This window comes from Microbispora sp. GKU 823 (assembly GCF_002027145.1).
Lineage (GTDB): Bacteria > Actinomycetota > Actinomycetes > Streptosporangiales > Streptosporangiaceae > Microbispora > Microbispora siamensis.
Map to the genome: position 1 here is coordinate 1 of NZ_MWJN01000076.1, position 12612 is coordinate 12612.

At 72.5% G+C, this 12612-nt stretch carries 17 protein-coding genes; 12 read left to right on the plus strand and 5 right to left on the minus strand.

Annotation, left to right across the window (positions count from 1 at the left end):
* Positions 1 to 34 precede the first annotated feature (34 nt).
* From B1L11_RS31020 to B1L11_RS31040, 6 genes are all read left to right on the plus strand, one after another.
* The gene (locus tag B1L11_RS31020; protein ID WP_079318947.1) at positions 35 to 859 is read left to right on the plus strand and encodes an MFS transporter; all 825 of its coding nucleotides are present in this window, start codon (positions 35 to 37) and stop codon (positions 857 to 859) included.
* Entirely contained in the window at positions 856 to 2199 is a 1344-nt protein-coding gene (locus B1L11_RS31025; RefSeq protein ID WP_079318948.1) for a carotenoid oxygenase family protein, read from the plus strand. Before B1L11_RS31020 ends, B1L11_RS31025 begins: the two co-directional genes overlap by 4 nt.
* 21 nt (positions 2200 to 2220) lie before the next feature.
* Positions 2221 to 2709 (plus strand): SRPBCC family protein, encoded by a 489-nt coding sequence (locus tag B1L11_RS31030; protein ID WP_079318949.1) that lies wholly within the window; start codon positions 2221 to 2223, stop codon positions 2707 to 2709.
* Between the two features lie 68 nt (positions 2710 to 2777).
* Complete coding sequence (locus B1L11_RS48810) at positions 2778 to 3149, plus strand: TetR/AcrR family transcriptional regulator (RefSeq protein WP_218671424.1); 372 nt, start codon at positions 2778 to 2780, stop codon at positions 3147 to 3149.
* The gene (locus B1L11_RS48815; protein ID WP_218671425.1) at positions 3149 to 3460 is read left to right on the plus strand and encodes a TetR-like C-terminal domain-containing protein; all 312 of its coding nucleotides are present in this window, start codon (positions 3149 to 3151) and stop codon (positions 3458 to 3460) included. Before B1L11_RS48810 ends, B1L11_RS48815 begins: the two co-directional genes overlap by 1 nt.
* 16 nt (positions 3461 to 3476) lie before the next feature.
* Positions 3477 to 4373: an oxidoreductase gene (locus tag B1L11_RS31040; RefSeq protein WP_079318950.1), complete on the plus strand. Its 897-nt coding sequence runs from the start codon at positions 3477 to 3479 to the stop codon at positions 4371 to 4373.
* A 62-nt stretch (positions 4374 to 4435) separates the two neighbouring features.
* On the opposite strand, the gene B1L11_RS47260 is transcribed toward B1L11_RS31040, so the two are convergent.
* Positions 4436 to 4600 (minus strand): hypothetical protein, encoded by a 165-nt coding sequence (locus B1L11_RS47260; RefSeq protein WP_179155402.1) that lies wholly within the window; start codon positions 4598 to 4600, stop codon positions 4436 to 4438.
* Positions 4601 to 4694: 94 nt separating this feature from the next.
* Here B1L11_RS47260 and B1L11_RS52400 point away from each other — a divergent pair, with 94 nt between their 5' ends.
* Together B1L11_RS52400 and B1L11_RS31050 are read left to right on the plus strand one after the other, a co-directional pair.
* Entirely contained in the window at positions 4695 to 4823 is a 129-nt protein-coding gene (locus B1L11_RS52400) for a hypothetical protein (protein ID WP_256863040.1), read from the plus strand.
* 5 nt (positions 4824 to 4828) lie between these two features.
* A complete protein-coding gene (locus tag B1L11_RS31050) occupies positions 4829 to 5374 on the plus strand; it encodes a phosphatase PAP2 family protein (protein ID WP_256863041.1) in 546 nt (181 codons plus the stop codon).
* Between the two features lie 18 nt (positions 5375 to 5392).
* Here B1L11_RS31050 and B1L11_RS31055 read toward each other — a convergent pair whose 3' ends face one another.
* Complete coding sequence (locus B1L11_RS31055; protein WP_079318953.1) at positions 5393 to 6562, minus strand: acyltransferase; 1170 nt, start codon at positions 6560 to 6562, stop codon at positions 5393 to 5395.
* 83 nt (positions 6563 to 6645) lie between these two features.
* Between B1L11_RS31055 and B1L11_RS31060 the strand changes: the two genes are divergently transcribed.
* Positions 6646 to 7314, plus strand: a complete 669-nt coding sequence (locus tag B1L11_RS31060) for a trans-aconitate 2-methyltransferase (protein ID WP_143737664.1) — start codon at positions 6646 to 6648, stop codon at positions 7312 to 7314.
* Here B1L11_RS31060 and B1L11_RS31065 read toward each other — a convergent pair.
* Positions 7299 to 8222, minus strand: a complete 924-nt coding sequence (locus B1L11_RS31065) for a DUF72 domain-containing protein (RefSeq protein ID WP_079318954.1) — start codon at positions 8220 to 8222, stop codon at positions 7299 to 7301. The genes B1L11_RS31060 and B1L11_RS31065 overlap by 16 nt on opposite strands.
* A 187-nt stretch (positions 8223 to 8409) precedes the next feature.
* Here B1L11_RS31065 and B1L11_RS31070 point away from each other — a divergent pair, with 187 nt between their 5' ends.
* Positions 8410 to 9201: a hypothetical protein gene (locus B1L11_RS31070; RefSeq protein WP_143737665.1), complete on the plus strand. Its 792-nt coding sequence runs from the start codon at positions 8410 to 8412 to the stop codon at positions 9199 to 9201.
* On the plus strand, positions 9188 to 10423 hold the full coding sequence (locus tag B1L11_RS31075) for an ImmA/IrrE family metallo-endopeptidase (protein ID WP_179155403.1): 1236 nt from the start codon (positions 9188 to 9190) through the stop codon (positions 10421 to 10423). The genes B1L11_RS31070 and B1L11_RS31075 overlap by 14 nt, the downstream gene beginning before the upstream one ends.
* Before the next feature lie 25 nt (positions 10424 to 10448).
* On the opposite strand, the gene B1L11_RS31080 is transcribed toward B1L11_RS31075, so the two are convergent.
* The gene (locus tag B1L11_RS31080; RefSeq protein ID WP_079318956.1) at positions 10449 to 10808 is read right to left on the minus strand and encodes a helix-turn-helix transcriptional regulator; all 360 of its coding nucleotides are present in this window, start codon (positions 10806 to 10808) and stop codon (positions 10449 to 10451) included.
* Positions 10809 to 10849: 41 nt separating this feature from the next.
* Here B1L11_RS31080 and B1L11_RS31085 point away from each other — a divergent pair, with 41 nt between their 5' ends.
* On the plus strand, positions 10850 to 11353 hold the full coding sequence (locus B1L11_RS31085) for a nuclear transport factor 2 family protein (protein ID WP_079318957.1): 504 nt from the start codon (positions 10850 to 10852) through the stop codon (positions 11351 to 11353).
* Between the two features lie 34 nt (positions 11354 to 11387).
* Here the strand turns inward: B1L11_RS31085 and B1L11_RS31090 are convergent, their stop codons facing one another.
* Positions 11388 to 12560 (minus strand): glycoside hydrolase family 36 protein, encoded by a 1173-nt coding sequence (locus tag B1L11_RS31090; protein WP_218671426.1) that lies wholly within the window; start codon positions 12558 to 12560, stop codon positions 11388 to 11390.
* Positions 12561 to 12612 lie beyond the last annotated feature (52 nt).

Here is a 12612-nt window from a genome sequence, read left to right on the forward strand (position 1 = left end):
GGCAGTCGGCTGATGGTCGGTCTTCGCCGTCGGCGTGCCCGCGCGGCGTTCGGTCCTGGCCGCCCTGCCGCGCCTGGTGCCGGGCGACGACCGGCCGCCGCGCGGCGGTGGGCTCGACCTGCCGGGAACGGTCTCGGTGACGCTGGGCCTGCTCGGCGTCGCGTACGGCCTGGGCGGCGGCGGATGGGCGGCGATCGCCGCGGGCGTGGCCCTGCTCGGCGTGTTCGCCCTGTGGGAGCGGCGGGTGGAGCGGGGACCCAAGCAGGGCGCCGCCGTGCCGTTGATCCCGCCGAGCCTGCTGCGCACGGCCGACGTGGGGATCGGGAACGTGCTCATGCTGCTGCTCGGGATGGTCTGGGTCGGCACGTTCTTCTTCCTGCCGCTCTACCAGCAGCGGGTGCTCGGCTACTCGCCGCTGGAGGCGGGGCTCACCCAGCTTCCCCTCGCGCTGGCGCTCGTCCTGGCGCCGCTCGCGGCGGGCCGGCTGCGCCGCACGCTCGTCCCCGGCCTGCTGACGCTGGCCACAGGGCTGGCCTGGCTGGCGCGGGCGCCGGAGGACGGGACCTTCCTCGTCGACCTGCTGGGGCCGACGGTCCTGGTGGGCGCGGGACTGGGGCTGGCGTTCGTGCCACTGACCGCGCTCGGCGTCGCCGGGGTGCCCGGCGAGCGGGCGGGCGTCGCGAGCGGCCTCATCACCACCACACGGCAGGTCGGCGGCGCGCTCGGCCTCGCCGTCCTCACCTCGGTCGCGGGCCTCGCCCCCGCCGGTGTCACCGGCTACCGCCACGCCTTCCTGACGGCGGCGGCCATCTCCCTCGTCGCGGCGACCGCCGCGCTCCTGAAAGGACGCACCCGATGAACAAGCCGTATCTGACCGGTCACTTCACCCCGCACGTGGACGAGGTGACCGCCCGCGACCTGGTGGTGGAGGGCACGCTGCCCGCCGAACTGTCCGGCCGGCTGGTGCGCAACAGCCACAACCCCCTCCCCGGGGTCACGCCTGCGCACTGGTGGAAGGGCAGCGGCATGGTCCACGGCATCCGGCTGCGGGACGGCCGGGCCGAGTGGTATCGCAACCGCTGGGTGCGGACCCCCGCCCTCGACGGCGCGCCGTACATGACCGAGAAGGGGCCCGACCTGACGGCCAGCACCGCGGGAACGCACGTGATCGAGCACGCGGGCAGGCTGCTGGCGCTGTGCGAGGCCAACCACCCCTTCGAGCTGACCCCCGAGCTGGAGACCGTCGGAGCGTACGACTTCGGCGGGAAGCTCACCACGATGATGACCGCCCACCCCAAGAGCGACCCCGTCACCGGTGAGCTGCACTTCTTCGGCTCCTCGCCGTTCCCGCCGTACCTCGTCTACCACGTGGCCTCGGAGACGGGCGAGATCGAGTTCAGCGAGGAGGTGCCCGGGGCGACCGCCTCGCTGAAGCACGACTTCGGGATCACCGAGCGCTTCGTGGTGTTCGTGGAGGGCTCTGTGACCTTCGACCACACCGAGACCTCCGGCATCCCGTACTCCTGGAGCGACGACCAGGTCACCCGCATCGGCGTGATGCCGCGGGGCCGGGGCGGCGCGGCGAAGATCCGGTGGTTCGCCATCGAGCCCGGCAGCCTGCTGCACGTCGCCAACGCGTACGAGGACGCCGAGGGCCGGATCGTCCTCGAAGGACCGGCCATGGACCGCGACGGGTTCCGGCGCTCGTGGAAGTGGTGGGCGGGGCTGCCCGGACACGGCGTCGTGCCGAACTCGCGCTCCTTCAACCGCCGCTGGGTCGTGGACCCGCGGACGGGCAAGGTCGCCGAGGACCTCGTGGACGACCTGGTCATCGAGTTCCCCACGATCAACGACGAGCTGCTGGGCCGCGAGCACCGCTACCAGTACGCGATCTCCTTCCCGGACGACCGGGGCGTGGGCGGCTACGGCGTGGTCAAGTACGACCGGGTCTCCGGCGGCAGGCAGGTGCTTCCGGTCGGCGACGGGCGGCTGCCGAGCGAGGCCGTCTTCGTGCCCGCCGCGGGGGCGGTGAACGAGGACGACGGATACCTGCTGACGGTCGTGAGCGACCTGCACGCGGACGCCTCCCGGCTGCTGGTCCTGGACGCCGCCGACCTGAACCGGCCCCCGGTCGCGACCGTGCACCTGCCCCGCCGGGTGGTGGCCGGCATCCACGGCTCGTGGATCTCCGACAACTGACATCCCTTGAGAGGAAGAACCATGGACATCGACCGGAACGCCCCCGTCGTCGTCGAGCTGGAGACCACCGTGCACGCCCCGATCGAGAAGGTCTGGCGGCTGCACACCGACATCGACGCCTGGCCGAGCTGGAACCCCGACATCTCCTCGGCGCGCCTGCGCGGTGACCTCGCCGTCGGCGCGACCTTCGACTGGGAGACCCACGGGCTGGTCATCGCCTCGACGGTCGCCGAGCTCGTCCCCGGGCGCCGCGTCGTCTGGGGCGGCCCGGCCCACGGCATCGACGGCGTGCACGTCTGGACCTTCGAGGAGACCGACGGCGGGGTGCTCGTACGGACCCGGGAGTCGTGGGCGGGCCCGCCCGTCGAGGCGGACCCCGAGGGCATGCGGGCGGCGCTGGAGGGCTCGCTCCGGGCCTGGCTCGCCGCGCTCGAGCGGACAGCGGTCAGGCAGACGGCGCCCAAGCAGACCGCGCTCGAGCAGACGGCGCCCAAGCGGGCCCCCGAATGAATCCCTCGGGCCCGGCGGACGCGATGAGCCTGGAGACGCCGATGAGAGGCACTCACCATAATGAGGGGATGTCAACGCCGCGACAGCGCTACCGGGACCAGGTCCGTTCGGAGATCAAGCAGATCGCCCTCGTCCAGATCGGCGAGGGCGGGGCGGCGGCGCTGAGCCTGAACGCGGTGGCGAAACAGCTCGGCGTCACGGGCCCGGCGATCTACAAGTACTTCCGCAGCCGCGACGACCTGCTGACCGAACTGATCCTCGAGGGCTTCGACGAGGTCGCCGCGGCCGTACGGGCCGCCGCAGGCGAGGGCGCGCCGCGGGAGCGGCTGCACGCGCTGGCCCGGGCCTTCCACGGATGGGCGGTGGCCAACCCGCACCTGTTCCCAGTTGCTGGCCGGCACGCCCTCGCCCGGCTACGCAGGCTCCCCCGGAGAGCGTGATGCGGGCCCGGAACGTGCTCGGGCCCTTCCTCCCGGTGTTCGCCGGGGGGCACTGCCGGCCCGGGACCGAACCGCTGCGGGAGCAGATGCGGCGGTGGGTGGAGGAGACCCCGGCGGTCGCCGAGTGGGTGCGCGCGTTCGCCCCGGAGGGGGATCCGGCGACCGCCCTGGCCGGGACGGTCATGGCCTGGGCCCAGCTCCAGGGCGTGGTGAGCCTGGAGGTGCAGGGGCAGTTCGCCGGCATGGGGCACAGCGGGGCCACCCTGCTCGCCGCCGTGATGGACGCGCTCGCCGACAGCATCGGCCTGTGACGGGCATCCTGGAACGATGAGTACGGAAACGATCAGCGCGGCGGCGGCGGGGTCCTGGCGGCTCGGCGACCTCACGGTCAACCGGATGGGGTTCGGCGCGATGCGCCTGACGGGCAGCGCCGCCTTCGACCTCGGCACGCCGAGCGACCGCGAGCGGTCGATCGCGGTGCTGCGGCGCGCCGTCGATCTCGGCGTGAACCACATCGACACGGCGGCGTTCTACTTCTCGCGGCTGCGCTCGGCCAACGAGCTGATCAACCGGGCGCTCGCGCCGTATCCGGACGACCTGGTCATCGCGACCAAGGTGGGCCCGGGACGGGACCCGTCCGGCGAGTGGCTGCCGTTCGCCCGGCCCGACCGGCTGCGCGGCCAGGTCGAGGAGAACCTGCGCCAGCTCGGCCGTGACCACCTCGACCTGGTCTACCTGCGCCAGCCCGGGCTCGACTCGATCGCCGAGCACTTCGGCGCGCTCGCCGAGTTGCGCGAGGCCGGTCTCGTCCGGCACCTCGGGATCTCCAACATCCGGCCCGGGCATCTCGCGCAGGCCCAGGCGATCGCGCCGGTGGTGAGCGTGCAGAACCGGTACGGCGTCGGCGCCACGCGCAGCCGCGAACTGCTGCACACCTGCGGCGACCAGGGCGTCGCCTTCGTGCCGTTCTTCGCGATCGCCGGTGAGGGCCGCGAGTCGGGGGCGAGCGGCACGGACCAGGAGGAGGTGCTCGCCGTGGCCCGCGCGCACGGCGCGACCCCCGCGCAGGTGCGGCTGGCCTGGACGCTCCAGCAGGGGTCGCATGTGCTCGCCATTCCGGGCACCGGCAACCCCGATCACCTGACCGAGAACGTCGCCGCCGCCGCGCTGCGCCTCACGGACGAGGAGATGGCCCGCCTGGACGCGGTCTCCGACGCCGGCTGACCGGGGACTCGCACGAAGGCCGCCGGCCCCGGGGGGAGCCGACGGCCCTGGTCGGGCGGCGGTCACTGGTCGCTCTCGGCCTCGGCCTTGGCCGACTGCGTGTCCTCGCCCTTGCCCACCTTGGCCAGCGCCTCACGAAACTGCTCGGCGGTCATCTTGGAGCTGCCCTCGACACCCGCCTCATGGCCCTGACGGTGCGGGTCGTGGAGTTCCCGGTCCTCACTCATGACCCGTCCCCTCTGCGTACCGACATCAGAGCCGCTGGTTCCCCGCGGACGCGCCGCCCACACGACCGTCGGCCAGAGTTTGCACGAGTTCTGCGTGCCGTCCGAGATCATTGCGGGACCGGACTTCGCCGGTGACATCGAGAGGGAGATCCAGTGGCTTCGGCAGGTCGCGGCGGCGTGCACGAAGGTCGTCAAGGAGAGAACCGTTTCGCCCGTGGACTGACCGAAGTGTTCGCACCCGCGCACATCGTCATAGGACTACCGCTGGTGGTGGGCGCGATCACCAGCGGTTGGGCGGGCGTCGCCTGGGGCGCGCTGACCGCGGCGCTGTGCGGAGGGATTCCTCTGGGGGTGCTTCTCCTGGGCGTTCGATCGGGCCGGTTCGGCGACAGGCACGTCAAGGATCGCGCCCAACGCCCGAAGCTGATCGCACTGATCGTCGTCCTGGTCGGCACCGTGCTGGCCCTGACGGTGATGCTCGGCGCTCCGCGCCTGATGGTCGCCGGTGCGACCGCCATGCTCTCCACGCTGGCGGTGACCGGCCCGGTCACGCTCTGGTGGAAGATCAGCTTTCATACGGCGGTGGCGGCGGGCGGCGTGGTGATGCTGGCGTGGATCCTGCCGCCGGTTCCGGTCTACACGGCCGGTGCCGTACTGGTGGCCGCGCTCGCCTGGTCCCGGGTGGTCATCCGCGATCACACGCTCGGTCAGACCGTCGCGGGAGCCATGGCCGGCGGAGCCGCGACGTGGCTCACGCTCGCCATCTTCCTGTGACCGCGAGCGGCCGGCGGCTCACGCACCGTCCGACAGGGGCCCACGCTCACCCCTCACGGCCTCGGACCCGGCGGTGCCGATCTTCCGGTTCAGCCGGCGGCCGAGGCGCTGCCCGGGGGCCTCCACGAGCCGGTACGCCACGTGGCCCAGCACCAGCAGGACGAGGAAGAACACCGGGAGGTTCGGGACGACCCGCAGCAGGAGCGGGTGCAGCAAGTACAGGGAGAAGCTGATCACCCCGAGGTAGGCGAGCCACCGGGGGAACGCCCGGTGCCGGAGCACGAACGCGAGCGCGAAGAAGCCCGCCGCCAGCAGGACCGCCGAGGCCCAGGCGGGCTCGTCGGCCACCAGGACGCCGCAGACGACGACCGTCAGCAGGGCGGCGACGGCCCGGACCGGCCGGAGCGTGCCCTGCTCGGCGCGATACACGGCGGTCCCGGCGAACATCACGGCCGCGATGACCAGGCCCTGCCCCGCCCCGATCCGGCTGCCGAGGATCACCAGCGTCAGGCCGAGCAGGCCGCCGACCACCGCGGCCGCCGTCCTGAGGCGCCCGTTCGCGGCCACGGTCACGACGATGACCAGGACCACCGCGACGCCCATGAGCGCGGCGACCAGGTCCGCGCCGCCGTTGATCGTCGCGCCGGGCATGAGCAGCCCGAGCGGCACGGCCGCCACCGCCAGGACCACGGCGATCGGCGCCGACCTGTGCGCCTGCCGTACGGCGAACAGCCCGGCCGTCATCAGGTAGAACGCCATCTCGTAGGAGAGCGTCCACATCACGTTGATCACCGATGGGACGCCGAGGAGTTCCTGCAGCATCGTGAGGTTCGCCAGCGCGACGAGCGGCGGCGGCCGGCGGTCGAGGCCCGGCGACGTCGCGAACACCCCGGCGTACGCGAGGAGCAGCGCGAGGGCGAGCGCGGCGAGCAGCAGCGGGAGGAGCCGGAAGGCCCGGCCGGTCCAGAAGGCCCGCAGGTCGCCCCGCCGTTCCAGCGAGGCCGGGATGATGTATCCGCTGACCAGGAAGAACACGAAGACGCCCCAGGTGCCGACGTCGACCCTGCGGTCCACCTCCCCCCAGACGGCCGGGACGAAGGTCCAGGCCGAGTGGTGCAGCGCCACGGCCGGAGCGGCGACCCCGCGTAGGGCGTCCAGCCATGCCAGCCGGGCGCGGTTTGCTGCCATTCAGGTGACTTTAGGCGAAATTGGGCGTTGGCAGCACCGCGCCTGGTGAGCCGCGCACTCGGCAGGGATGCTAGGAAACGGGGATGGACCATCGTGATCTCCGGCTCCTGGACGACGACGCTCTGGAGCGGTCCTCGGTCGTGGCCAACAGCGACATGAACCGCGAACGCCGCCTTCCGGCCTACCGGCGCGAACTCGGCGTCGACGTCCTCGCCCTCCTACGCGGCGGCGATGGGGTCGTCCGGTGGCTCGACCTGTGCTGCGGCACGGCGAACGCGCTGTTCGAGGTCAGTCATGAACTGGGAGACCGGGCGGAGATCGTCGGGGTGGACCTGGTCGGCTACTTCGCCGGACCGCCCCGGCCGCCGCGGCTGCGGCTGGTCACGGCGTCGGTGGCCACATGGACCCCCGATGCGGCGTTCGACCTGATCACCTGCGTCCACGGGCTGCACTACGTCGGCGACAAGCTGGGTGTGATCGCCCGGGCCGCCTCCTGGCTGACCGACGACGGCCTGTTCGCCGCCAACTTCGACGTACGGAGCGTACGGCGTGCCGACGGGACGCCCGCGGGACGGCGGCTGACGGCGGCGCTTCGGGCGAGCGGCCTCGTCTACGACGCCAGGAACAGGCGGGTGAGCCGCCGTGGCCGTGGGCAGATCGACCTGCCCTGGTCCTACCTCGGCGCCGACGACCGCGCGGGCCCGAACTACACCGGCCAGGCGGCCGTGGACTCCTACTACGCGTTCGGCTGACGCCCGTCGCCGGGCCGGGGGCGTACGTCGCAGTCCGGCAGGCCCGCGAGCACGCCGGCGAGCTGGCGGGCGTTGACCTGGGCGTAGTCGCGGTAGCAGTTGTTCATGAGCACGTGGGTCGCGGACGCCTGGCCGCCGAGTTCGCGCAGCCTCGGCGCCCACCGCTTCAGCTCGTCGAGGGAGTAGCGGTAGCCGAAGCGCTCGTGGATGTCGTGGCTGGTCCACTTGTCGCTGTGCCCGTGGAACCGCACGACCTCCAGGTCGGACGTGGCCGCGACGACCGGTGGGATCGAGTCCGGGTAGCCCTGCGGCATGTCCACGCACACGTACGGAATCGCGTACGAGCGGAGGAAATCGAGGGTCTCGGCCTGGTTCTCCTCGCTCATCCACGTGTGGTTGCGGAACTCCACCGAGATGCGGAACGGCTCGCAGCGCCGCTTGCACTCCAGGATGTAGTGCTTGTTCGCCCTGCCGATCGGGAACCACCGGGGGAACTGGAAGAGGACCGCCCCGAGCTTGCCCGCCTCCCGCAGCGGCAGCAGGGCGCTGAGGAACCGCTCCCAGACCTGGTCCACGACCTTCGGGTCGAGGTCGCGGGCGTACAGGTTCTTGCCACCGCCGCTCGGCCGCAGGTCCTTCGGCAGCGCGGCCGGTCGGGTCGGATGCCGTGTGAGCAGCGAGAACGCCTTGACGTCGAAGACGAATCCCGCGGGCGTGCGCTCGGCCCACAGCCGTACGGTGGCCTCGGCGGGTGGCGCGTAGTAGGTCGAGTCGACCTCCACCAGCGGGAACCGGCTCGCGTAGTGGCGCAGGCGTTCCTCGGGCGTCGTGACGCCGGGCGGATACCACCCGGACTCCAGCAGCGTCTTGTCGGTCCACGACGCCGTGCCGACCAGGATCTCCCCCATACCTCACGATAAGGAGCCCGGTCCGCCCTGGCCCGTCTCCGACGGTCAAAAAGAGCTGTGACCTACGTGACTCATGAAGCGTTCGCGGGACTATGATGTTGGAAAATAAAGTGCCCCCGGTGCCCGGCGGCCACTGGACGAAGTAGCACCGGAAACCAGCACTGCGCGGAGCACACCGGAGGTGGCGATGCTGTCGACCTGGGCTCTGGAGACGTTCGGCCCGCGCGCCGAGCAGATCCGCCAGGGGGTGACCGAGGCGCTGGCGCTCGCGCTGGAGAACGCCCAGGACGCCCAGAAGACGGCGCGGACCGAGCTCCTCCACCCGTTCGGCTTCACGCTCATGTCCCGCAAGTTCGAGGCCCTGGCCAGCGCGTTCGCGGACATGCCCGACGTCGTGACCGTCAAGCCGCCGGGCTCCCAGCACGAGCTCGTCGTGCTCGGCGGCAACCTGCTGTTCCCCTTCCGCTACGCCAAGGACCGTTCGGTCAGCGTGGTCAACGCCAGGATCGGCGACGGCAGGCCGTCCGGGCTGGTGCAGGCGCTGTTCACCAGGTTCGGCCCGCGACCCTGGGCCGAGCAGCTCACGCTCGGCGGCGTCGAGGCCGCCCTGCCGGAGCCCGCGACTCCGGCCGCCCGTGCGCTCACCCGGCTGCCCGAGGGCACCCGCCTCGTGCTCATCGCGTACGCGTGCAACGCCAAGGCCGGGCTGCTCGACGTGTGGTGGGGCGAGGCCGAGCTGCTCGACCGCACCGGCAGCCTGCGCTGGCACCACTGCGAGCCGATCCCGCTCGCCGGGCAGGCGCCCGCGGCCGAGCTGCCCGGGGTGGTGGCCTCCGTCGGCGAGGCGTCCGCGTTCACCCGGGGCGCGATGCCGGCTCCCACGCTGAATCCCCGCCCGCCGTACGAGCGCGCGACCGCCCTGCCTCCGATGAGCGAGGCACCGTACGCACCGGACGCCGCCGCCGATGAAGGACGATGACCGGCTGCGCCTGGTCGAGGAAACCGTTCCCCCCGAATCCGGCAACCCAGCATCCAGCAACACAGCATCCAGCAACCCGGCACCCGGCAACGCGGCGCTCAGCCCGCAGGCGGTGTCGGACGCCTTCGACGGAACCCGCCTCACCCAGGCGCGGCGGCTGGCGGCGCTGACGAAGAAGGAGGTGGCCGAGCGCATCGGCGTGTCACCCGCAGCGGTCGGCCAGTACGAGGCCGGGGTCACCCGGCCGCGTCCCGATCTGGTCCCGCTCCTCGCCGAGGTGCTCGCGGTCCCCGCGGCCTTCTTCCTGCCGGGCCGCCCGCACGGCAAGCTGGACGGCTCGATGGCGCACTTCCGCAGCCTGCGCTCCACCCGGGCCTACCAGCGCGCCAAGGCCGTGGCCTTCGTCGAGCAGGTCTGGGAGCTGACGTACGCGCTGGAGAAGCGGGTGCGGCTCCCCTACGTGGACCTGCCGGGCTTCGCCGGAGGCGAGGTGCACTCGGGCAGCGCCCTGCCCCGCGATCCCATGGGCGCGGCCCGCGCGCTGCGGGCCCACTGGGAGCTCGGCACCGGGCCGGTCAGCCACCTGGTGCGGCACATGGAGTCCCGGGGGATCGTCGTCGTCTTCCCTCAGGCCGACGAGGACGCGGTCACGGTGGACGCCTTCTCCACCTCCAGCCTGCCCCGGCCCATCGTGGTCCTGACGCCCAACCGCTTCGACGACGTCTACCGGCATCGCTTCACCGCCGCCCACGAGCTGGGGCATCTGGTGCTGCACGGGGACGCGGCGGCCGGGGACAGCCAGCAGGAGCGCGAGGCCGACTCCTTCGCCGCGGAGTTCCTCACGCCGCGCGACAGCATCCTGCCCAGCCTGCCCGCCCGTGCGGACCTGCGGCGGCTGGCGGAGCTGCGCCGTGTCTGGGGCGTGTCGGTCGACTCCCTGCTGTACCGGTGCCGGGAGGTCGGCCTGCTGTCCGACTCCGCGGCCGGGCGCGCCTACCAACGGCTCGCCGCGCTGCGCGGGCAGCCGGGCTTCGCCACCGAGCCGGTGTCGGGCTACCCCGGCGAGCAGCCGGTCCTGCTCGCCCAGGCCTTCGAGATGGCGGCGGCCGAGACCGGGCTGACCGTGCCCGCGCTGGCCCGGGAGCTCGCCTGGCCCGTGGCGCGCGTACGCGAGCTGATCGGCCTGCCCACCCACCGCCCCGAGCTGAGACTCGTCCCCTGAGGCCGCGTCCCGGGCGACGGCCTCCTCATTCCGCCGGCCGACGCTCGTCGAGGATCAGATCGAGCATGCCGGGAAACTCGGCGTCGAACTCGGGACGCCGCAGGCGGTTGAACCGGCGCGCCCCCTCGTCCCGCTGTTCGATCAGGCCTGCCTCCCGCAGAACCGCGAAGTGGTGACTGCGGGTGGCCTTGGAAACCGGCAGGTCGAAGGTGCCGCACGCGCGCGTCCAGTCGGGCTGACCGGCGAGTTCGCGGATGATCGCCCGCCGTACCGGGTCGGCGACCGCGTCGAGGGCGGTCTGCAGGCTTACCTCGCGCGGATGCCGGTGCACGAGACTGCGGGCCCGGGCCGTGGGCGCGATGTTCGATCCCTGTCGTACACTCATGGTGTTAGACCTCCATCGAACATTCTAGATGGGAGCTCAGCGTGATCCAGCAGAGCGATTCCCGATACGGCGCCGCCGCGCGCAACCGGCTCGACGCGACCGGCGACCCCTCGGCCGAAGGTGCGTACGCCGCGCTCGAGACCTTCTACTACGCACTCAACCATCGTGATGCGGCCGTGCTTCGCGAGGACTGGAGCGATCACCCGCTGGCACAGCTCAACAACCCGCTGGGCGGCATCCTGCGTGGCGGCGACGCGATAGCGGAGCTGTACGGAAGGATCTTCGACGGTCCCGTGCGCGTCGAGGTCACTTTCGGCGACATCGTCGAGTATCTGGGCGATGGGCACGCCGTCTTCGCCGGCCGCGAGAGTGGCACGTACACCGGCCCGGACGGCCTCGCCGTGCCGCTCGCCATCCGCACCAGCCGCTACTTCCGTTACGAGAACGGTCGCTGGCGGCAGTTCCACCATCACGGCAGCATCGACGACCCCGGCGCGCTGGCCGCCTATCAGCAGGCGGTGTCCGGTCGCCACGCCGCCGGTTGATGCGCCGCCGGCCCGGCGGAGCCGGGAGCGCGGGTCAGACGAGCGGGGTGGGATCGGCGGGGGTGAGCAGGCGGCGGGTGGTCTCCAGCCCCCACTCGTCCAGGCCGCGCAGCCGGTCGCTGGAGGCCCGCAGGCCGCCGTACCGCTCGACGGTGCGCGCCCAGTCCTCCCGCCGTTCGACCTCGGGGCGGAGCATGAGGCAGTCGGGGTCGTTGATCCAGAACCTGCCGTGCTGCCACGCCCGGGCGACGGTGTTCCTGGTGGCGTTGGCCTGGCTGGGCTCGGACGGGTGTCCGCTGGGGTTCTGCCAGTACGCGGCGATGTCCGGGCCCACCCGCATGGCGTCGACCATGCCGACCGAGGGCAGGATCGGTGCCCCGCACCCCAGCAGGTACGCCTCGGGACCGATGGCCTCGCGGATCAGCCGCAGGCCGTGGCGGTAGGCCTCCACACCGGTCACGTCCTCGTGGCGGCGGCCCTCCAGCGCTCCCGCGTACACGAAGTCGATCTTGAAGTAGTCGACGCCCCAGCCGCGCATGGTCCGCAGCGTGTCCGCCAGGTATTCGGCCGCATCCGGGTGGGTGAGGTCGAGCGCGGCGCAGGAGTCGCCGAGGACGTCACCCGCGAAGACCGGGTCGCCGCTCGCGGGATCGGTCACCAGCCACTCCGGGTGTGCGGCGAAGAGCGCGCTCTTGCGGGCCACGACCATGGGGGCGATCCAGATCCCGGCCCGCCGTCCGTGCTCCCTGATGCGCCGGACCAGCCCGGGCAGGTCGTCGAAGCGGCCCGAGGGCGTCAGCCAGTCGCCCGGCGCGGCCTGGTAGCCGTCGTCGATCTGCACGACGTCCACCGGGACCGCCAGGTCGTCCATGGCCGTGAGGTTCTCGGCGACGTCCTCCTGGGTGACCTCGGAGAAGTACTGGTACCACGAGCACCAGACCGTCGGCGACGGGCGCGGGCGCACGCCGGCCGGCTCGGCGAAGGCGTCGCCCCAGCGGGCCAGTGCCGCCTCCAGCCCGCCCTGATGCTCCGTGTGGACCACGGGGGCGTCCGACGCGATCACGACCTGCCCGCCGTACGGCCGCGCCTCGATGACCGGCACCCGGGACGCGACGCTTTCGGCGCTCGCGGCGCTCGCGGCGCCGAAGACGTGGACGGGCCCGCCGTCCCCGGGATCGACGGCCAGCAGCCCCTCGCCCCGGAACACGCCCTTGTCCGGGGCGAGCCGTAGTGGCAGTCGATGACCAGCGAGTTCGGCA